The organism is Winslowiella toletana, from assembly GCF_017875465.1.
GTDB classification, from domain to species: domain Bacteria; phylum Pseudomonadota; class Gammaproteobacteria; order Enterobacterales; family Enterobacteriaceae; genus Erwinia; species Erwinia toletana.
The window spans coordinates 2,923,600-2,944,160 of record NZ_JAGGMQ010000001.1 but is presented as its reverse complement, the minus strand read 5'-3'; the positions used below and the strand labels follow the sequence as shown (position 1 = coordinate 2,944,160).

The following is a 20,561-nucleotide window of genomic DNA, read 5'->3' as shown; positions in this document are numbered from 1 at the left end:
AAGGCGGTCCGGCAGAGGGGTACAGACGGCGTTATAACACCGTCGACAGAAAGTGGCGGAAACGGACATTTTGCGTGTCATCCAGCACCGTTTTACCCGGCCCGGACGCCACAATTTTGCCCTCTTCCATAAAAATAATGTTGTCGGCCACTTCGCGGGCAAAGCCCACTTCATGGGTCACCACCACCATGGTAATGCCGGAGTGCGCCAGTCTTTTGATTACCTGTAACACTTCACCCACCAGTTCGGGATCGAGGGCGGAGGTCGGTTCATCAAACAGCATCACTTCAGGATCCATCGCCAGCGCGCGCGCAATCGCCACGCGCTGCTGCTGGCCACCGGAGAGTTGTTGCGGCCAGTCATCTTCACGCGTCGCCAGACCAACCTGTTGCAGCAGCGAACGGGCTTTGGCGGTCGCCTGCTGACGGCTCTGCTTTTTCACCCGCTGCGGCGCATCAGTAATGTTTTGCAGCACGGTGCGATGCGGAAACAGATTAAACTGCTGAAACACCATGCCGGTTCGGCTGCGCTGCTCAGCAATCTGGCGGCTGCTCAGTTCATACAGCGACTGACCAACCTGTTTATACCCCACCAGCTCGCCACCAATACGGATGGTGCCGCCATCCAGCTTTTCCAGATGATTAATACAACGCAGCAGCGTCGATTTACCGGAACCGGAAGGCCCGAGGATCACCGTTACCGAACCGGCGGGAATATCGAGATCGATGCCATCCAGCACCGTATTACCGGAAAAACGCTTGGTGACGTTACGTAATTGAATCGTCTCACCCATTGCTGGCTCTCCCTGATTCGATGCTATACGCCGGCGTCGTGACGTTTACGCTTTCACGCTTTACTTTGCGTTGCGTACTGCTGCGGCTGAAATGACGCTCAACATAATATTGTCCAATCGACAGTAGCGAAGTCATCAGCAAATACCACAACGTGGCGACCAGTAATAACGGGATAACTTCATAGGTGCGCTGATAAATAATCTGTGCTGAGAACAATACATCCTGCAGTGAAATCACCGATACCACCGCAGTGGTTTTCAGCTGACCGATAACTTCATTACCGGCGGGCGGTAATATCGCGCGCATCGCCTGGGGCAATACGGTATGGCGGAAAATCTGCGCCGGGCGATAACCTAAGGCGCGCGCGGCTTCAAGTTGTCCGGCGCCAACACTCTGAATACCGGCGCGTACAATCTCAGCGGCATAAGCGGACTGGTGCATCACCAGCGCAATCACCGCCGCGCTAAACGGACTGATTAAGGCGTTAGCCGATGCACTCCAGACCTCGCCGACAAACGGCAGGGTGAGGGAAATAGTGGGATAGAGCGCCGCAATATTGTACCAGAGGAACAGCTGTACCAGCATTGGCACGCCACGAAAGAACCAGGTATAAGCCCAGCTGACGGCCACCAGCACCGGGTTGGCGGAGAGACGCATCAGCGCCAGCACCGTACCGCCGGCAAAACCGAGCACCACTGAAATCGCTGTCAGCTTCAGGGTCATCAGCACCCCCTGCAGAATCGACTCTTCGGTAAAGCTGGCGGCAATCACCGACCATTCGAAACGGGGGTTGTTTATCATTGAGTGGGCGATGGCTAACAGCACCAGCGCGACTAACAGGGCGCTGATCCAGCGCCCGATATACTTCTTACCGACTATCCGTAGCTCTTCAGTTTGCTGCTCTGGTTGCCCGGCATTCATCATAGAATCTCTTCGTTACGCTTCGCTTCTTTCACCGCGCCAAAGCCAATTGACCACTTATCGAGGATCTTCTGATAAGTGCCATCTTTGATCAGCGAGTTCAGTGAAGCCTGCACCGCCTCTTCCAGCGGAGACGCTTTCGGGAAAGCAATGGAGACCGGCGCGTCATTGACATGGATCTCGCCGCTCATGGTCAGCGGTTTAACCTGCTGCACCTGCCAGGTCAGGCCCTCATACGGACCAAAGAACAGCGGCACACGTCCGCTGACTACCGCCTGCACACCTGATGGACGATCCGGGAATACCGCAACTTTAATCGCTTCTTTACCCGCCGCCTGACACGCCTTGCTGGCGTCATCCAGCCGTGTCAGCTGAGTGGTGCCAGCCCCCGCGCCAATCTCTTTGCCACAGACGTCAAGGAAGGAGGTAAAAGGCGCGATATTCGCGTCTTTACGCGAAATCACCCCAAGCCGTGAGGCGTCGTAATAGCTGACGAAATCTACCTGGTCCATGCGTTTTTTGGTGGCATTAATATTAGATAACGCCACATCGTAGCGGCCAGATTTCAGACCTGGAATAATATTGTCGAAACCACCGGTATCCTGCCAGTGTACCTCAACCCCTAAGCGGGCGGCGACAGCGTTCATAATATCGATTTCGCGCCCGGCAAGCGTTTTATTATCTGCCTGATAAAAGGTAGTGGGTGGTGTATTTGGATTGGTTCCGGCCAGGATATATCCACGCTTCAGAATATCTTCGGGCAGTTTACTCTTTAGCTGATTATCTGCGGAAACGTTAAAGGTGGTGTGCGCCGGAACATTCTGTTCTGCCGCCCATGCCGAAGATAAACTTCCCGCCATCAATAGCGGCAGCATTAATGTGGATAACTTCATAAGAAGAACCTTTTCCTGATATAGCCAAAAAGAAATCACGTTCGCCGTGATAAACACAACGAAAAAAACACCGAATTGCGTGAGCTGTTTTAATCGAATTAATCGCGGTAGATCAGTCAGGAACTACCTGGAAATTCATTCTGAAGGCATATCCCATTTTCTGGCAAATGATTAAATCAGATAACTAAACCTGAATAATGGATATAAGAAAGGGAGAAATAAGCTGATAAGCGGAGATAATTTAATTTATCGGCGGCATGAAGCTAAACGCAGAACGCAAAAAAGGACCCGAAGGTCCTTTTTCACTTTGCTTGCAGCGGCAGACACCACTGTAAGACTTAATCTGGAGCGGGAAACGAGACTCGAACTCGCGACCCCCGACCTTGGCAAGGTCGTGCTCTACCAACTGAGCTATTCCCGCTAAGCGTAGCCGATAAAATTCTTCATCGGTACGGGGTGCGCATTATACGAGTATTCTGTAAGTGCGCAATAGCTAAATAGAAAAAATTTAGTATACGTGGATTTTTTGTACGGGCGGCGAGAACGCCGCCCGTACATAACATCATGATCCGAAGGGGCAGCGTTCTCGCCGCCCGCATACTCAGAGCTGAATAAAATGCTCGCGGTAGTAAGCCAGTTCGGCCACCGACTCACGAATATCATCCATCGCCTGGTGCGTACCCTGCTTTTTAAAGCCCGGCAGGATCTCCGGCTTCCAGCGGCGCGCCAGCTCTTTCAGGGTGCTGACATCCAGGTAACGGTAGTGAAAGTAAGCTTCCAGCTGCGGCATATATTTAAACAGGAAACGACGATCCTGGCCGACACTGTTGCCGCAAATTGGTGAAGTATTCGCCGGGCACCACTGCTGCAGAAAAGCAATCGTCGCCAGCTCCGCGGCATGATCGTCAAACTGGCTCTCTTTTACCCGCGTCACCAGACCGCTGCCAGTATGGGTGCGCACATTCCAGTCATCCATCAATGCCAGCTGCTCATCACTCTGATGCACGGCAATGATCGGGCCTTCCGCCAGGATATTCAGATTGGCGTCGGTGACCAGGGTGGCGATTTCAATAATGCGATCGCGCTCCGGATCGAGGCCGGTCATTTCAAGGTCGATCCAAATCAGGTTATTTTCGTTTCCGCTCATGGTTGATCCCGCAGTTGCCAAAGTCGTCATAATAACGAATAAGGGTGTATCATAGACGTTTTGCCCGCTATGGGCGAACAAGCCGTCAGTCCTGAGAGGAAGAGTGAGCAAAAATAAACTGTCCAAAGGTCAGCAACGTCGCGTCAGCGCCAACCACGATCGCCGCCTGAAACAACGTGAAGGCAAGCCAGAACCAGACGACAGTATGTTTGGTGAAGCGCGTGACGGGGTGGTGATCAGCCGTTTTGGCATGCACGCCGATGTCGAGGATGCTGACGGGTCGGTGCATCGCTGCAACATTCGTCGCACCCTCCGTTCACTGGTCACCGGCGACCGTGTCGTCTGGCGTCCCGGCCAGGGCACCATGGTCAAAGGTATTGTCGAAGCGGTGCATGAACGCACCTCGGTACTGACACGCCCGGACTTTTATGACGGCGTGAAGCCGATTGCCGCCAATATCGATCAGATTGTGATTGTTTCCGCTATTCTGCCTGAGCTGTCGCTGAATATTATCGACCGCTATCTGGTGGCCAGCGAAACGCTGGAGGTGCAACCGCTGCTGGTGCTGAATAAAACCGATCTGCTGGACGCGAAAGGCCGCGCCTTTGTCGATGAGCAGATGGAGATTTATCGCCATATTGGCTACAAGGTGCTGATGGTCTCCAGCCATGAAAAACAGGGGCTGGAAGAGCTGGAAGCGGCGCTGACGGATCGCATCAGTATCTTTGCCGGTCAGTCCGGCGTCGGCAAATCGAGCCTGCTGAACGCCCTGCTTGGCCTCGACCTCGGTCGCGATGAGATCCTGACAAATGAAATTTCTGATGCCTCCGGCCTTGGTCAGCACACCACTACCGCAGCGCGTCTCTATCACTTCCCGACCGGCGGCGATGTTATCGACTCCCCCGGCGTGCGTGAATTTGGCCTCTGGCACCTGGAACCGGAACAAATCACCCGTGGATTTGTCGAATTCCGTGAGTTTCTGGGCGATTGCAAATTCCGCGACTGCAAGCATGATACCGATCCAGGCTGCGCCATTCGTGAGGCAGTGGAGAACGGCACAATCAATGCGTCCCGCTTCTATAATTATCATCGTATTCTGGAAAGCATGGCGGAAATGAAGACGCGGAAGAACTTCGCCAGTGATGACTGAGCATTAATTTCTGCTACATAGCCACAAGGATGGGGCACTGCTACAATTCGCCCCCTTTTTCTCTCAACGTCGTGAATTAAGCCAGGAGGCTAACGTGTTGGATCGTATTAAACTCGGCCTGAACTATATGCTGCCAAAAAAATGGCTGACTGAACTCGCCGGATGGGGCGCCAGCAAGCGCGCCGGCTGGCTGACCAAAGCGGTGATTGATAGCTTTGTCTGGTATTACAAAGTCGATATGTCTGAAGCGCAGAAGCCAGATACCGCCGCCTACCGTACTTTTAATGACTTCTTCGTGCGCCCGCTGCGTGATAACGCCCGCCCGCTCGATACCGATCCGAATCTGCTGTTGCAGCCAGCCGATGGCGCTATCAGCCAGCTTGGTCATATCGACGGCGACAATATTTTCCAGGCGAAAGGACATCTGTATTCACTGGAAGCCCTGCTGGCCGGTAACTACCAGATGGCCGATCAGTTCCGTGACGGCGAGTTTGTCACCACTTACCTTGCGCCGCGTGACTATCATCGCGTACATATGCCATGTAACGGCATCCTGCGTGAAATGATCTATGTGCCGGGCGATCTGTTCTCGGTTAACCCGCTGACCGCGCAAAACGTGCCGAACCTGTTTGCGCGTAATGAACGCGTCATCTGCTACTTCGATACTGAATTTGGCCCAATGGTACAGATTCTGGTTGGCGCCACCATCGTCGGCAGCATCGAAACCGTCTGGTCCGGCACCGTCACGCCGCCGCGAACTGGCGTGATTAAACGCTGGACCTGGCCAGGCGCCGAGGAAGAAGGCGCGGTAGTACTGTTAAAAGGACAGGAGATGGGCCGCTTTAAGTTAGGCTCAACGGTTATCAACCTGTTTGCTCCGGGTCGGGTAAAACTGGCGGAAAGCCTGACGCCAGAAGCGAAAACCCGTCTGGGTCAACCGCTGGCGATCTCATTGCAGAAGACCGATGCGGAAACCGTGTTACATCACTCATAGCAGATCAATATTGTGCGCCTGATTTTCTCATTTTTGCTGGGCTGCTGTTTAAGTTTGCCCGTTTATGCCGCCAGCCTGCCGGATGACGCCCAGGTTAAGCAAGAGCTTGACCAGGCCAAATCCGGCAAGAATACGCCGAATCAGGCGGAGCTGGTGCAAACGCTGGAAACCGCCCTTAACTGGCTCAACGAACGTAAAGCTTCGCTTGAGCTGACTGAACAGTATCAGCAGGTAATCGACGACTTCCCAAAGTTGTCGCGTGAACTGCGCCAGCAAATCACTACGCTGACCGACAGCACCAGACAGGTACGCGCCAGCATGACCGGCGCGGAACTGGATCAGGAGATCCTGCAGGTCAGCAGCCAGCTGCTGGAAGAGGGACGTCAGGCGCAACAAGAGCAGGATCGCGCACGCGAAATCAGTGACTCACTGTCACAACTTCCGCAGCAGCAGACCGAAGCACGCCGCGCGCTCAGTGAAATAGAGCGTCGCCTGCAGGGACAACCCAGCCCGGCAACGCCGATGGCGCAGGCGCAGATTTACGCCCGTCAGGCGGAATCCGCCGCGCAAAAAGCGCGCGTGGATGAGCTGGAGCTGGCGCAACTGTCGGCCAATAATCGGCAGGAACTGGCGCGGATGCGCGCTGAAGTCCATCAGAAACGCGCCGCCCAGCTGGATAACTATCTGCAGGCGTTGCGTAATCAGCTTAACAGTCAGCGCCAGCGCGAAGCTGAGCTGGCGCTGGAACGCACCGAGCAGCTGGCCGAAAACAGCGGCGACCTGCCGCCAGGCATCACCGAACAGTTCCGCGTTAACCGCGAGCTTTCCGGCGCGCTGAATCAGCAGGCGCAACGGATGGATTTGATGGCCTCGCAACAGCGCCAGGCCACCAATCAGACCATTCAGGTTCGTCAGGCGCTGAGCACGATCCGCGAACAGTCACAGTGGCTCGGCGCGTCCAATCTGCTGGGTGAAGCGCTGCGCGCGCAGGTTGCACGACTGCCGGAGATGCCAAAATCTCAGCAGCTGGACAGCGATATGGGTCAGCTGCGGGTACAGCGTCTGCACTACGAAGATCTGCTCAACCGTCAGTCGCAGCTCAGACAGCAGAAGCAGGAAAATGGCGCCGATCTGACCAGCGAGCAAAAACGTATTCTGGAAGCCCAGCTGCGCACCCAGCGTGAGCTGTTAGGCTCGCTGATCTCGGGTTCCGACACTCTGATTCTGGAAGTGACCAAACTGAAAGTGGCCAACAGCCAGCTGGAAGACGCGCTGACGGAAATTAAAGAGGCCACCCACCGCTATCTGTTCTGGACCGCCGATGTCAGCCCGATCAATCTGAGTTTCCCGATCGATCTGGCGCATGATCTTAATCGCCTGCTGTCACTGGATACCCTTGGCCAGCTTGGCGGAGCGTTTGTGATGATGTTTACCAGTCGCGAAACGGTGGTGCCGGTGTTTGCCGCCCTGCTGCTGGTCGGTATCAGTATCAGTTCACGTCGTCACTACCATGCGTTTCTTGAGCGGGCCACCAGCCGCGTCGGTAAAGTGACGCAGGATCAGTTCAGCCTGACCGTGCGCACCGTCTTCTGGTCGATTATCGCCGCCCTGCCGCTGCCGGTACTGTGGGCGGCGCTGGGTTACGGTCTGCAGCACGCCTGGCCCTATCCGATTGCGGTGGCGATTGGTGATGGCGTTACCGCCACCCTGCCCGTGCTGTGGGCATTTATGATCAGCGCCGCCTTTGCCCGGCCGCAGGGTCTGTTTGTGGTGCATTTCCGCTGGCCGCAACAGCGGGTGGCGCGCGCAATGCGCTACTACTCACTGTCGATTGGCTTTATTGTGCCGCTGATTATGCTGCTGATTGCCTTTGATAACCTGGACGATCGCCAGTTCTCCGCCACTCTTGGCCGTCTGTGCTTTGTGCTGATTTGCGGCGCCTTAAGCCTGGTGACCATCAGCCTGAAGCGCGCCGGACTGCCGCTGTATCTCGATAAAGAGGGCAACAGCGAAAATATCATCAACAAGATTCTGTGGAATCTGATGATCTGCATTCCGCTGTTCGCCGCCCTCGCCTCCTGTGTCGGCTATCTGGCCACCGCGCAGGCGCTGCTGGCAAGGCTGGAAACCTCAGTGGCGATCTGGTTCCTGCTGCTGATTATCTATCATATTATCCGCCGCTGGATGCTGATCCAGCGCCGTCGCATCGCCTTTGACCGCGCCCGTCAGCGTCGCGCCGATATGCTGGCCCATCGCGCCCGTGGCGAAGAAGAGGCGCCGCCGCATAATGCCGATGGTGTCGAGATTGATGAGCCGGTGATTGATCTCGATGCGATTAGCGCCCAGTCGCTGCGTCTGGTGCGTTCGATTCTGACGCTTATCGCGCTGATTTCGGTGATTGTGTTGTGGTCGGAGATCCACTCCGCGTTTGGCTTCCTTGAGAATATTAAACTGTGGGATGCCAGCACCACGGTGCAGGGAGTGGAAAGCATTGAGCCAATCACCCTTGGCGCAGTGTTAATCGCCATTCTGGTGATTATTATCACCGCCCAGCTGGTACGTAATATGCCCGCCCTGCTGGAGCTGGCGCTGTTGCAGCATCTGAATTTAACGCCCGGCACCGGCTATGCGATTACCACTCTGACCAAGTATCTGTTGCTGTTAATTGGCGGCATGTCGGTGTTCTCAATGATCGGCCTGGAGTGGTCGAAATTGCAGTGGCTGGTGGCCGCACTCGGTTTTGGATTAGGTTTTGGTTTGCAGGAGATCTTCGCCAACTTTATCTCTGGCCTGATTATTCTGTTTGAGAAACCGATACGTATCGGCGATACCGTCACCATTCGCGACTTAACCGGCAGCATTACCCGCATCAATACGCGCGCCACTACCATTACCGACTGGGACCGCAAAGAGATTATCGTGCCGAATAAGGCCTTTATCACCGAACAGTTTGTTAACTGGTCGCTGTCTGACTCGGTAACGCGCGTGGTGCTGACCATTCCGGCGCCAGCTTCAGCAAACAGTGAAGAGGTAAGCAATATCCTGCTACAGGCCTCGGAGCGCTGTACTTACGTGCTGGATATGCCGCAGCCGGAAGTGTTCCTGGTCGATCTGCAACAGGGGATCCAGCTGTTTGAACTGCGTATTCACGCGGCGGAGATGGGTCACCGGATGCCATTGCGTCATGAGCTGCATCAGCTGATTCTGCACGGTTTCCGTGAGCATGGTATTGAGATGCCGTTCCCGCCTTTCCAGGTGCGTATGGAAACGCTGGGACGCAAAACACCGGCCAGTAATGGTTCACCAGCGGCAAGAAACTTTAAGTCGGGTGGGTTGTAGGACGAGGAGCGTGTTCCCGCGCCGCTGTTGCGGCGCGGGAACATAACTTACAGCGCCATATCGTGCTGTGGGCTGCTGGCTGCTTTTTCCTGAGTCGGCGCTGCGGCTGCTTTCTCAGTCATCTGGATAACCGGTGGTTTGGTCAGTTCCAGTGTGGCGGCGGTATCATCCCAGACCTGCTGCGTCAGGCCAACATTGTCATTCAGCTTCTGACCGTAGCTCGGGATAATTTTACGGATTTTGCTCTGCCACTCTGGCGATTTGAACTCTTCCGGGAACAGCTTCTGCATTACGTTAAGCGCAATCGGTGCGGCAGTTGAAGCACCCGGAGATGCGCCCAGCAATGCCGCCACGGTTTTCTGCTGGTCGGTAACAATTTCGGTACCCAGCTTCAGTACGCCGCCTTTATCTGCATCTTTCTTGATAATCTGCACACGCTGACCAGCCTGAATCAGTTTCCAGTCTTCTTTCTTCGCGTCCGGATAGTACTCTTTCAGCGCAGCAAAGCGGTCATCATCACTTAACATGACCTGACCAACCAGATACTTAACCAGATCAAAGTTATCCAGACCAACATGGGTCATTGGCATAAAGTTGCTGGTGGTGGTGGTGCTCAGCAGATCAAACAGCGAACCGTTTTTCAGGAATTTGGTGGAGAAAGTAGCGAATGGTCCAAACAGCACCACGCGTTTGCCATCCAGATTGCGGGCATCGATATGCGGTACTGACATCGGCGGTGCGCCGACTGAAGCCTGACCATATACTTTCTGCAAATGACGGCTGGTGATGGCCGGATTTTCGGTCATCAGGAAGGAACCGCCCACCGGGAAGCCAGCGTAATTATCCGCTTCAGGAATACCGGTTTTCTGCAGCAGCTTCAGCGCGCCGCCGCCTGCGCCAATAAAGACATATTTCGCATCTACAGCACGTTCTTCGCCGCTTTTGCCATCTTTAATGGTGACATGCCAGGAGTTGTCGCTGTTGCGTTTAAAGTCGGTGACTTCTGACGAGGTTTGCAGGGTAAAGTTGCTGTTCTTCTTCAGGCTGCCAATCAGCTGACGGGTAATTTCACCGTAGTTGACGTCAGTGCCGACCGGCGTCCAGGTCGCTGCAACTTTCTGCTGCGGATCACGACCTTCCATTACCAGTGGCGCCCACTGCTGGATCTGGTTGTGATCGGTAGAGAATTTCATTCCCTGGAACAGTGCGGTTTTCTGCAGCGCTTCATAACGCTTAGTCAGAAACTCAACGTTTTTATCACCCCAGACAAAACTCATATGCGGCGTTGAGTTAATAAAGGAGTGCGGGTTGTTCATCACGCCGTTTTTAACCTGCGCCGTCCAGAACTGACGGGAAATCATAAAGGCTTCGTTGATCTCCAGCGCTTTGCTGACATCAATGCTGCCGTCCGGACGCTCAGGAGTGTAGTTGAGTTCCATATTGGCGGAGTGACCGGTACCGGCATTGTTCCAGCCATTGGAGGACTCAAGCGCGACGCCGTCAAGCTTCTCGACCATCACTTGTTTCCAGCCTGGCTGCAGTTCTTCTAACCAGGTTCCCAGTGAGGCGCTCATGATGCCGCCGCCAACTAACAGTACGTCGGTTTTCTGCGGTGTGGTTTCAGCGTGTAGCGCTGAACACACCAGCAGTGCTGATAAGGTAAGCCCAGGGAGGATTTTTGTTGCTTTATTCATTTTAAATCTGCACTTTGTTGCTTGATGATAATTAAAAAGTGCGCAAAGTTTAAAATATTGTTACCAGCAGGTTGGAAGATTTTTAGTTTTTTAATTAATGATAATGTTTTTTGTTTTTGTTAATTACAAAAGGCGGTATCAATACCGCCGATTTAATCAACAACGATCGACCGAAAACGCCAGCACATCACTTAAGCGCTCGGCTTTTAACGCCAGCATCACCAGACGATCGACACCTAATGCCACCCCGGAACAGTCCGGCATGCCATGCGCCAGCGCATCCAGCAGATTGGTATCGATGGGTTGCTGTGGTAAACCACGCGCCGCGCGACGGCGATTATCCTGCTCAAAACGCTGACGCTGTTCGCGGCTGTCGGTCAGTTCACGGAAACCATTCGCCAGTTCGATGCCTTTATAGTAGACCTCGAAGCGCTCAGCGACGCGATGATCTTCGGTGCTGATCTCTGCCAGCGCCGCCTGACTGGCCGGAAAATGATAAACAAACGCTGGTTTATCCTGACCAATCTTCGGTTCCACACCCAGCATAAACAGCAGCTGTAGCAGGGTATCGCGATCCTCTTCGGCATTCGCCAGATCGCCGACGCCCAGTTTAGCCGCCACTTCGCGCAGCTGAGTTTTATCCGCCGATAACGGATCCACTTCCAGATGACGAATAAACGCCTGCTGATAAGAGAGGGTTTCCGCGCTGTCGCACTCCAGTACCTGCTGCATCAGATCGTCCACTTCATTCATCAGACGATACATATCGTAATGCGGACGATACCACTCCAGCATGGTGAATTCCGGATTATGGTGACGTCCGGCCTCTTCATTGCGGAAGCTGCGGCACAGCTGATAAATCGGGCCACTGCCCGCCGCCAGCAGGCGTTTCATATGGTATTCCGGGCTGGTCATCAGATAGAGATCCAGTCCGGCAGCAGCGCCCGGTCCGACAAAACGCGTCTGAAACGGGAACAGGTGAATATCAGTCACCGTTGCCTGACTCATCGCCGGGGTTTCCACCTCCAGCACGCCACGATCGGCAAAGAAACGTCGTATTTCAGCCATAATTGCTGCACGTTTCAACAAATTGGCAATAGATGCGCTCGGCTGCCAGCTTGCCGTATCGCTCATGGGGTTTACTCCTCAGTCAAACAGGGGGATGAAGTCTACCCGTATCGGGGTAAACAGACAAACTTCTGTGCATTTTCCCACCTAAATAGCCGAACACATCAAATCTCGCGCTTTTTTACCGGCTTATACTGCCCGCGTCGCAAGAAGAGTTTCCACGCTTTAACCAGCTAATTCACCGGGAAAAGAGCCTTTCACGGTGAATATTTACGATGACATCGACCTTAACAGGGAGGGAACCGTGCAAACCTTTAATGCTGATTTGGTAATCGTCGGCGCCGGTGGCGCCGGGCTACGAGCAGCGATTGCCGCCGCCGAAGCCAGTCCACAATTGACCATTGCACTGGTATCAAAAGTGTATCCCATGCGCAGCCATACCGTGGCTGCTGAAGGTGGCTCCGCCGCCGTCACGCAACAACAAGACAGCTTCGACTCCCATTTCCACGACACCGTTGCCGGTGGCGACTGGCTGTGTGAGCAGGATGTGGTTGACTACTTCGTCAGCCACTGCCCGCGCGAAATGATCCAGATGGAGCTGTGGGGTTGTCCGTGGAGCCGTAAAGCCGATGGCTCCGTTAATGTGCGCCGCTTTGGGGGTATGAAGATCGAGCGCACATGGTTCGCCGCCGATAAAACCGGCTTCCATATGCTGCATACACTGTTTCAGACCTCGCTGAAATATCCGCAAATTAAGCGCTTCGATGAGCATTTTGTTCTCGATCTGCTGGTCGATGATGGCCAGGCGCGCGGAGTGGTAGCGATGAATATGATGGAGGGCAGCCTGGTGCAGATTCGCGCCAATGCCGTGGTGCTGGCCACCGGCGGCGCGGGGCGCGTCTACCGCTATAACACCAATGGCAGCATTGTTACCGGCGATGGCATGGGCATGGCATTTCGTCATGGCGTGCCGCTGCGCGATATGGAGTTTGTGCAGTATCACCCTACCGGCCTGCCGGGCTCCGGCATCCTGATGACCGAAGGTTGTCGTGGCGAAGGTGGCATTCTGGTCAATAAAGATGGCTACCGCTATCTGCAGGATTACGGCATGGGACCGGAAACGCCGCTGGGTGAACCGCGCAATAAATATATGGAGCTGGGACCGCGCGATAAAGTGTCGCAGGCGTTCTGGCATGAATGGCGCGCCGGACGCACCGTCGCCACGCCGCGGGGCGATGTGGTGTACCTCGACTTACGCCATCTCGGCGCGAAAAAGCTGCATGAGCGCTTACCGTTTATCTGCGAGCTAAGCAAAGCCTATGTCGGCGTCGATCCGGTGAGCGCGCCCATCCCGGTACGCCCGACCGCGCACTACACCATGGGCGGCATCGAAACCAATCAGCAGTGTGAAACCCGCATTCAGGGGCTGTTTGCCGTTGGCGAGTGTTCATCGGTGGGTCTGCATGGCGCCAATCGTCTGGGTTCCAATTCGCTGGCGGAACTGGTGGTGTTTGGCCGCCTTGCCGGTGAGCAGGCGGCACAGCGTGCGCAAAGCAGCGCTGCGGCTAATGGCGCGCTGCTGGATGCGCAGGCCAGCGATATTCAGCAACGCTTACAGGGGCTGGTCAATCAGCAAGGCACCGAGCACTGGTCAACGCTGCGTGATGAGATGGGCATGGCGATGGAAGAGGGTTGCGGCATCTATCGCACACCGGAACTGATGCAAAAAACCGTCGATAAACTGGCCGAACTCAAACAACGCTTTCAGCGGGTGCGCATCAGCGACAGTTCCAGCGTGTTTAATACCGAGCTGTTGTACAGCATCGAACTGGCGCACGGGCTGGAAGTGGCGGAGTGTATGGCGCATTCGGCCATCAACCGCACCGAGTCGCGCGGCGCGCATCAGCGTCTTGATGAAGGCTGCACCGAACGCGATGACCATAACTTCCTCAAGCATAGCCTGACTTTTTACACCCCTGACGGCGCGCCGCGCATGGCGTATGACGCGGTAAATATCACCCGTTTACCGCCAGCGAAGCGGATGTACGGCGGGGAAGCCGACGCGGCAGATAAAAAGGAGCAGAATCATGTCTGAGATGAAAACCCTGCCAGTGACCATCCAGCGTTATAACCCGGAACAGGATCGGGCGCCGCATAACGAGATCTATCAGGTGCCTTACGATGAGCAGACCTCGCTGCTGGACGCGCTGGGCTATATCAAAGATAACCTCGCGCAAGATCTCTCCTGGCGCTGGTCGTGCCGGATGGCGATTTGCGGCTCCTGCGGCATGATGGTCGATCGCGTGCCGAAGCTGGCCTGCAAAACCTTTTTGCGTGATTACCCGCATGGCATCAGGGTGGAGCCGCTGGCTAACTTCCCGGTCGAGCGCGATCTGGTGGTCGATATGACCCACTTTATCGAGAGCCTCGAAGCGATTAAGCCGTGGATTATTGGCAATGACCGCACGCCCGAGCAGGGAGCGCATCAGCAGACACCGGCGCAGATGGCGAAATACCATCAGTTCTCCGGCTGTATCAACTGCGGTCTCTGCTATGCCGCCTGCCCGCAGTTCGGCCTGAATCCGGAATTTATCGGCCCGGCGGCGATTACGCTGGCGCACCGCTACAACCTCGACAGCCGCGATAAAGGTAAGGCGCAGCGCATGCCGCAACTGAATGGTGAAAATGGCGTCTGGCGCTGCACCTTTGTCGGCTTCTGCTCGGAAGTCTGTCCGAAGCATGTCGATCCCGCCGCCGCCATTCAGCAGGGCAAAGTCGAGAGCAGTAAAGACTTTATGATCGCCATGCTGAGGCCACAATAAGGAGCACCCGATGCTGACTAAACGTAAACCCTGGATCCACAGCATGCCGCGTAACTGGTGGCAGCAGCTGGGATTCTATCGTTTCTATATGCTGCGTGAAGGCACCGCCATTCCGGCGCTGTGGTTCAGTATTGAACTGATTTTTGGTCTGTACGCGCTGAAAAACGGCGCCGAAAGCTGGACCGCTTTTGTTGGTTTCCTGCAACATCCGGTGGTGCTGGTGCTGAATATTGTCGCGCTGCTGGCCGCGTTGCTGCACAGCAAAACCTGGTTCGATCTGGCGCCGAAAGCGGCAATTATCGTGATTAAAGGTGAAAAAATGGGACCTGCGCCGGTGGTGATCGCGCTCTGGCTGGTGATGTTGCTGTTTACGCTGGCGATTGTGGCTATCGCGCTGTTTGCTTAAGGAGACAACCATGAAACCGCAACCTCATCGTTCTGATGAACCGATTTTCTGGGGGCTGTTTGGCGCTGGCGGTATGTGGGCGGCCATTGCCACGCCGGCGTTGCTGCTGATCGTTGGCGTGCTGCTGCCGCTCGGCGCTTATCCCGATGGCGCGCTCGACTACCCGCGTCTGCTGGCGTTTGCTCAGACGTGGTCTGGCCGCCTGTTTATTCTGCTGATGATTGTCCTGCCAGTATGGTGCGCCCTGCACCGTCTGCATCATTGCATGCATGATTTGCAGATCCACCTGCCCGCCGGGAAATGGCTGTTTTATGGTCTGGCGACCATTCTCAGTGTGGTGACAGTGATTGGCGTGCTGACGTTGTAACCGACGATAAGCGGCCCTGCGGGCCGCTTATCTTCATCTATACTCAAGCTATTCATCTGTAAAGGAATAGCATATGCAACTGTGGAAAACGCTGGTCGCCGTTGCCAGTACCCTGCTCTCTGTCGCCTGTAGCACCACCCCGCCGAAAAATGTCACCGTGATTGAAGGCTTTGATGCCGACCGTTATCTTGGCCGCTGGTACGAGATCGCCCGTCTTGACCATCCCTTTGAACGCGGACTGGAACAGGTCACCGCAACCTACAGCAAGCGCGAGGATGGTGGCCTGAAAGTGGTGAATCGTGGCTTTAATCTGCAGAAACAGCAGTGGAAAGAGAGCGTTGGCAAAGCGTATTTCACCGGTGAACCACAGCGGGCGGCGCTGAAAGTGTCATTCTTTGGCCCGTTCTATGGTGGCTACAATGTGATTGCGCTGGATGATAACTATCAGCATGCGCTGGTCTGTGGCCCGAATCGTGATTATCTGTGGATTTTGTCGCGCACACCGCAGCTGGATAGCACGGTTAAACAGCAGCTGACAGAGAAAGCGCGCCAGGCTAACTTTCCGGTCGATAAGTTAATCTGGGTTGAGCAACGCTAAGGCGGGAAGTGACCGGTACGGAAAGACACCGTACCGGTAAAACAGATTAATCTGCGCTTTTTTGAATCGCCTGACCACCGGCTTCAACATCCTCGCCAACGCCACGCGTGGTGTTACAGGCAGAAAGCAGGCTGGAAAGGATTAGCACGGAAAAAATTGCAGCAATACTCTTCTTTAACATAACAATTTCCTTTTAAGTAGAAGTCTAAGTACAGCATGCTAAGCATAGGCGCTGAATGGCGACTTTGCCTGCTACTCGCTGTTAAAAGGAAATTTTTCAGAACTGAGGAAATTATTTTCCTGCGCGGGAGATGGCGCCGCCAAGGTGTTCCACATCGCGGCCAAAGCCATGGAAAGTATTGCAGGCGCTAAGCGCGGTAGTCATCAACAACGCGATGGCGATCAATTTAGCGAACTTAATCATCGTCCGGTTCTCACATTGAAAAAGAGAGGCGTACCCTGAGTACGCCCTTCAGCAATCTTATTTTACGCGTGACACGTATTCGCCAGAGCGGGTGTCAACTTTGATCACTTCGCCAATCTGCACGAACAGTGGCACTTTTACCGTTGCGCCGGTAGACAGCTTAGCTGGCTTGCCGCCGGTACCTGCGGTATCACCCTTCAGGCCTGGATCGGTATCAACGATTTCCAGTTCAACGAAGTTTGGTGGCAGAACCTGAATCGGCTTACCATTCCACAGCGTGACGATACATTCTGCATTATCCAGCAGCCACTTCGCCGCATCACCTACAGCTTTCTCTTCAACCTGATGCTGTTCGAAGGTTTCAGGGTGCATGAAGTGGTAGAATTCGCCGTCGTTGTACAGGTAGTTCAGGTTGGTATCTACTACGTCAGCGCCTTCAGCGGAGTCGGTAGATTTAAAGGTCTTCTCAACGCGGCTACCGGTCAGCAGACGACGCATTTTTACACGAGCGAATGCCTGACCTTTACCAGGTTTAACAAATTCGCTGGATTCGATAGCGTAAGGCTCGCCTTCGAACATGATTTTAAGACCGGGACGGAAATCGTTGCTAGAATAAGTCGCCATAAAGGCCCTCTAATATTAATACTGGTACTTAGCCAAAAAAATGGCACACATTGTAACCCTAAATACCCCTGACAGAGAAGGTTGGTTACAGCAACTTGCTGATGTAATCACTGAACCGAATGAATTATTGCAACTTTTAGCGCTGGATTCGCATCCGGAGCTGGTTGCAGGACGTGACGCGCGCCGGCTTTTCGCCCTGCGCGTACCACGAGCCTTCGTCTGGCGGATGAAAAAAGGCGATCCGCAGGATCCGCTACTACTGCAAGTTCTCACTGCACAGCAGGAGTTTATCGACGCACCGGGTTACAGTACTGATCCGCTCGATGAGCAGAGCAGCGTCGTGCCGGGACTGTTGCATAAGTATAACAACCGCGCCTTGCTGCTGGTAAAAGGTGGCTGTGCGGTTAACTGTCGCTACTGCTTCCGCCGCCATTTCCCTTATCAGGATAACCAGGGCAATAAGCGTAACTGGCAAAACGCCATCGACTATATACGCCAGCATGCGGAACTTGACGAGATAATTTTTTCCGGCGGCGATCCGCTGATGGCGAAAGATTACGAACTGGACTGGCTGATTAGTCAGCTGGAGGCGATTCCGCACCTGAAGCGCCTGCGTATTCACAGCCGTCTGCCGGTGGTGATCCCGGCGCGTATTACTGAAGGTCTGTGCCAGCGTCTGGCGCAGTCACGCTTGCAGGTGCTGCTGGTGACCCATATCAACCATGCGCAGGAAATTGACGATGAACTGCGCCAGGGCATGCAGATGCTGAAACGCGCGGGCGTCACGCTGCTTAATCAAAGTGTATTGCTGCGCGGGATCAATGACCGTGCCAGCACGCTGGCGGATCTGAGCAATGCGCTGTTTGATGCCGGCGTGCTGCCCTACTATCTGCATGTGCTGGATAAAGTTCAGGGCGCGGCGCACTTTTACGTGCCGGATAGCGAGGCGCGGGCAATTGTGCGTGAGTTACTGGCGATGGTGTCGGGTTATATGGTGCCGAAGCTGGCGCGCGAAATTGGTGGTGAACCAAGTAAAACGCCGCTGGATTTGCAGTTACGTCAGGAATAGCAATTGCACAGGGCGGCGAAAAGCCGCCCCTACAGAGTTCTTACGGGCACTTATAAACCTGGCCGCTCATTTTACTATCCAGCGGTGCAAAGCTGGACCACATATTCTGTGTTGGGCTGGTTGCGCCATAAATCACATTGCCGCCCATTTCCGCCGCACGGTTACGCAGATCGTTAGCCGCGCCGCGCAGTGAACTGCCTTCGCCACCGGAACCACTCAGCCAGTTACTTTGTGAGCCGGTTACATTACCCAGCAGCTGACAGCTGCTGGCTGGTTGCTGATCGGTAAAAGTCACGCGTTGGCCAGCTGAGTCCAGCTCTTTAGTGCTACTACAACCTGCCAGCAGCATCGCCGCGACAGAGAGTCCCAGCAAGACGTTAATCCGCATTTTATTCCCCATTTATTATCATCAGAGTCAGGCAGAAGCGTACCAGAAAACCGAGGGTTTTCTTAAACATCCCTTGCCAATTCATCCGTCCAGTTTCATCACTGCGCCACTACTTATACTATTTTCCCCCGAAAAAGAAAAACCCCCTGCCATTACTGACAGAGGGTTTCGCTTCACAGCAAGGGGGGATTACATCATGCCGCCCATACCGCCCATGCCGCCCATGCCGCCAGCAGCACCTAAATCAGGTGCGTCGCCTTTAGGCAGGTCGGTCACCATCGCTTCGGTCGTGATCATCAGACCAGCAACAGAAGCCGCGTACTGCAGAGCAGAACGGGTCACTTTAGTTGGGTCGAGGATACCGAAGGCGATCATATCGCCGTACTCTTCAGTCTGCGCGTTGTAACCGTAGTTACCGTCACCCGCTTTCACGTTGTTGGTGACAACAGATGGCTCTTCACCGGCGTTAGATACGATCTGACGCAGTGGAGATTCCATTGCGCGCAGCGCAACTTTGATACCAACAGTCTGGTCTTCGTTCGCGCCAACCAGGCCAGTCAGTTTAGAGGCAACACGCACCAGCGCCACGCCACCACCAGCAACTACGCCTTCTTCAACCGCAGCACGGGTAGCGTGCAGGGCATCTTCAACGCGCGCTTTCTTCTCTTTCATCTCAACTTCAGTTGCTGCGCCAACTTTCAGAACGGCTACGCCGCCTGCCAGTTTCGCTACGCGCTCCTGCAGTTTTTCTTTATCGTAGTCAGAAGTGGCTTCTTCAATCTGTGCACGAATCTGTGCTACACGACCAGAGATAGTAGCTTCTTCGCCCACGCCATCGATGATGATGGTGGTGTCTTTGTTGATAACTACGCGTTTCGCCTGGCCCATATCTTCCAGCGACGCTTTTTCCAGCTCCATACCGATCTCTTCAGAGATAACGGTACCGCCAGTCAGGATAGCAATATCCTGCAGCATGGCTTTACGACGGTCGCCGAAGCCAGGTGCTTTAACCGCAGCCACTTTCACGATGCCGCGCATGGTGTTAACCACCAGGGTAGCCAGCGCTTCGCCTTCAACATCTTCCGCGATAATCAGCAGTGGTTTGCCGGCTTTCGCCACGGCTTCCAGCACTGGCAGCATTTCACGAATGTTAGAGATTTTTTTGTCAGCCAGCAGGATATACGGGCTTTCCAGTTCGATTGAACCGGTTTCTGGCTTGTTGATGAAGTAAGGGGACAGGTAGCCACGGTCAAACTGCATACCTTCAACCACGTCCAGCTCATCCTGCAGGCCGGTGCCTTCTTCAACGGTGATCACGCCTTCTTTACCCACTTTCTCCATCGCCTGAGCGATCAGAGTACCGACGGTTTCATCGGAGTTAGCGGAGATAGTACCAACCTGCGCGATAGCTTTAGAGTCGGAGCAAGGAACTGACAGCTTTTTCAGCTCTTCAACAGCAGCGATAACCGCTTTGTCGATGCCGCGCTTCAGATCCATTGGATTCATGCCAGCAGCGACGGCTTTCAGGCCTTCGTTGATGATGGACTGCGCCAGAACGGTTGCGGTAGTGGTGCCGTCGCCCGCAGCGTCATTCGCTTTAGAGGCAACTTCTTTCACCATCTGCGCGCCCATGTTTTCGAACTTGTCTTCCAGCTCGATTTCACGTGCGACAGAAACGCCATCTTTAGTGATGCTTGGTGAACCAAAAGATTTGTCCAGAACCACGTTGCGGCCTTTCGGGCCGAGGGTCACTTTGACTGCATCTGCCAGAATGTTCACGCCGCGCAGCATTTTTACGCGCGCGTCATTACCGAATTTTACGTCTTTAGCTGCCATTTTTAAAATTCCCTTAAAATTGGTTTC

Annotated in this window: 20 protein-coding genes and 1 tRNA gene; 9 read left to right on the top strand and 12 right to left on the bottom strand. The window is 54.5% G+C overall.

Going from position 1 to position 20,561, the window contains the following annotated elements:
• Positions 1 to 31: 31 nt before the first annotated feature.
• From J2125_RS13655 to orn, 5 genes are all read right to left on the bottom strand, one after another.
• Entirely contained in the window at positions 32 to 793 is a 762-nt protein-coding gene (locus J2125_RS13655) for an amino acid ABC transporter ATP-binding protein (RefSeq protein WP_017801114.1), read from the bottom strand.
• A complete protein-coding gene (locus J2125_RS13650) occupies positions 786 to 1,715 on the bottom strand; it encodes an amino acid ABC transporter permease (RefSeq protein WP_026111690.1) in 930 nt (309 codons plus the stop codon). The genes J2125_RS13655 and J2125_RS13650 overlap by 8 nt, the downstream gene beginning before the upstream one ends.
• A complete protein-coding gene (locus tag J2125_RS13645) occupies positions 1,715 to 2,608 on the bottom strand; it encodes an ABC transporter substrate-binding protein (RefSeq protein WP_026111691.1) in 894 nt (297 codons plus the stop codon). The genes J2125_RS13650 and J2125_RS13645 overlap by 1 nt, the downstream gene beginning before the upstream one ends.
• Before the next feature lie 344 nt (positions 2,609 to 2,952).
• Positions 2,953 to 3,029: transfer RNA gene (locus J2125_RS13640), tRNA-Gly, on the bottom strand.
• A 180-nt stretch (positions 3,030 to 3,209) separates the two neighbouring features.
• The gene (orn, locus tag J2125_RS13635; RefSeq protein WP_017801117.1) at positions 3,210 to 3,755 is read right to left on the bottom strand and encodes an oligoribonuclease; all 546 of its coding nucleotides are present in this window, start codon (positions 3,753 to 3,755) and stop codon (positions 3,210 to 3,212) included.
• Positions 3,756 to 3,858: 103 nt separating this feature from the next.
• On the opposite strand from orn, the gene rsgA reads away from it, so the two are divergent.
• From rsgA to mscM, 3 genes are all read left to right on the top strand, one after another.
• On the top strand, positions 3,859 to 4,905 hold the full coding sequence (rsgA, locus tag J2125_RS13630) for a small ribosomal subunit biogenesis GTPase RsgA (protein WP_017801118.1): 1,047 nt from the start codon (positions 3,859 to 3,861) through the stop codon (positions 4,903 to 4,905).
• Positions 4,906 to 4,999: 94 nt separating this feature from the next.
• On the top strand, positions 5,000 to 5,899 hold the full coding sequence (gene asd, locus J2125_RS13625) for an archaetidylserine decarboxylase (protein WP_017801119.1): 900 nt from the start codon (positions 5,000 to 5,002) through the stop codon (positions 5,897 to 5,899).
• Between the two features lie 9 nt (positions 5,900 to 5,908).
• On the top strand, positions 5,909 to 9,238 hold the full coding sequence (gene mscM, locus J2125_RS13620; protein WP_026111692.1) for a miniconductance mechanosensitive channel MscM: 3,330 nt from the start codon (positions 5,909 to 5,911) through the stop codon (positions 9,236 to 9,238).
• Between the two features lie 47 nt (positions 9,239 to 9,285).
• Here the strand turns inward: mscM and mqo are convergent, their stop codons facing one another.
• The gene (gene mqo, locus J2125_RS13615) at positions 9,286 to 10,932 is read right to left on the bottom strand and encodes a malate dehydrogenase (quinone) (RefSeq protein WP_017801121.1); all 1,647 of its coding nucleotides are present in this window, start codon (positions 10,930 to 10,932) and stop codon (positions 9,286 to 9,288) included.
• Between the two features lie 156 nt (positions 10,933 to 11,088).
• On the bottom strand, positions 11,089 to 12,066 hold the full coding sequence (gene epmA / locus J2125_RS13610) for an elongation factor P--(R)-beta-lysine ligase (RefSeq protein WP_017801122.1): 978 nt from the start codon (positions 12,064 to 12,066) through the stop codon (positions 11,089 to 11,091).
• 238 nt (positions 12,067 to 12,304) lie between these two features.
• On the opposite strand from epmA, the gene frdA reads away from it, so the two are divergent.
• The 5 genes from frdA (at position 12,305) to J2125_RS13585 (ending at position 16,193) form a co-directional block, all read left to right on the top strand.
• Complete coding sequence (gene frdA, locus J2125_RS13605; RefSeq protein ID WP_017801123.1) at positions 12,305 to 14,095, top strand: fumarate reductase (quinol) flavoprotein subunit; 1,791 nt, start codon at positions 12,305 to 12,307, stop codon at positions 14,093 to 14,095.
• Positions 14,088 to 14,822, top strand: coding sequence for a succinate dehydrogenase/fumarate reductase iron-sulfur subunit (locus tag J2125_RS13600; RefSeq protein WP_017801124.1), 735 nt, complete (start codon positions 14,088 to 14,090; stop codon positions 14,820 to 14,822). Before frdA ends, J2125_RS13600 begins: the two co-directional genes overlap by 8 nt.
• A 10-nt stretch (positions 14,823 to 14,832) precedes the next feature.
• Positions 14,833 to 15,228 (top strand): fumarate reductase subunit FrdC, encoded by a 396-nt coding sequence (gene frdC / locus J2125_RS13595; protein ID WP_017801125.1) that lies wholly within the window; start codon positions 14,833 to 14,835, stop codon positions 15,226 to 15,228.
• Between the two features lie 10 nt (positions 15,229 to 15,238).
• Positions 15,239 to 15,595, top strand: a complete 357-nt coding sequence (gene frdD, locus J2125_RS13590; protein WP_017801126.1) for a fumarate reductase subunit FrdD — start codon at positions 15,239 to 15,241, stop codon at positions 15,593 to 15,595.
• A 73-nt stretch (positions 15,596 to 15,668) separates the two neighbouring features.
• On the top strand, positions 15,669 to 16,193 hold the full coding sequence (locus J2125_RS13585) for a lipocalin family protein (protein ID WP_017801127.1): 525 nt from the start codon (positions 15,669 to 15,671) through the stop codon (positions 16,191 to 16,193).
• 46 nt (positions 16,194 to 16,239) lie between these two features.
• Here J2125_RS13585 and J2125_RS13580 read toward each other — a convergent pair whose 3' ends face one another.
• The 3 genes from J2125_RS13580 to efp all read right to left on the bottom strand — a co-directional run bounded on the left by J2125_RS13580 (position 16,240) and on the right by efp (position 17,241).
• Entirely contained in the window at positions 16,240 to 16,374 is a 135-nt protein-coding gene (locus tag J2125_RS13580) for an entericidin A/B family lipoprotein (RefSeq protein ID WP_017801128.1), read from the bottom strand.
• A 111-nt stretch (positions 16,375 to 16,485) separates the two neighbouring features.
• Positions 16,486 to 16,617 carry an entericidin A/B family lipoprotein gene (locus J2125_RS13575; RefSeq protein ID WP_017801129.1) on the bottom strand — a complete coding sequence of 44 codons (132 nt, stop codon included), beginning with the start codon at positions 16,615 to 16,617 and terminating at the stop codon, positions 16,486 to 16,488.
• A 57-nt stretch (positions 16,618 to 16,674) separates the two neighbouring features.
• On the bottom strand, positions 16,675 to 17,241 hold the full coding sequence (efp, locus tag J2125_RS13570; protein ID WP_017801130.1) for an elongation factor P: 567 nt from the start codon (positions 17,239 to 17,241) through the stop codon (positions 16,675 to 16,677).
• 40 nt (positions 17,242 to 17,281) lie between these two features.
• On the opposite strand from efp, the gene epmB reads away from it, so the two are divergent.
• The gene (gene epmB / locus J2125_RS13565; protein ID WP_026111693.1) at positions 17,282 to 18,310 is read left to right on the top strand and encodes an EF-P beta-lysylation protein EpmB; all 1,029 of its coding nucleotides are present in this window, start codon (positions 17,282 to 17,284) and stop codon (positions 18,308 to 18,310) included.
• Between the two features lie 40 nt (positions 18,311 to 18,350).
• Here epmB and J2125_RS13560 read toward each other — a convergent pair whose 3' ends face one another.
• Together J2125_RS13560 and groL are read right to left on the bottom strand one after the other, a co-directional pair.
• Positions 18,351 to 18,698 (bottom strand): DUF4156 domain-containing protein, encoded by a 348-nt coding sequence (locus tag J2125_RS13560; RefSeq protein WP_017801132.1) that lies wholly within the window; start codon positions 18,696 to 18,698, stop codon positions 18,351 to 18,353.
• Between the two features lie 189 nt (positions 18,699 to 18,887).
• The gene (gene groL / locus J2125_RS13555; RefSeq protein ID WP_017801133.1) at positions 18,888 to 20,534 is read right to left on the bottom strand and encodes a chaperonin GroEL; all 1,647 of its coding nucleotides are present in this window, start codon (positions 20,532 to 20,534) and stop codon (positions 18,888 to 18,890) included.
• Positions 20,535 to 20,561 lie beyond the last annotated feature (27 nt).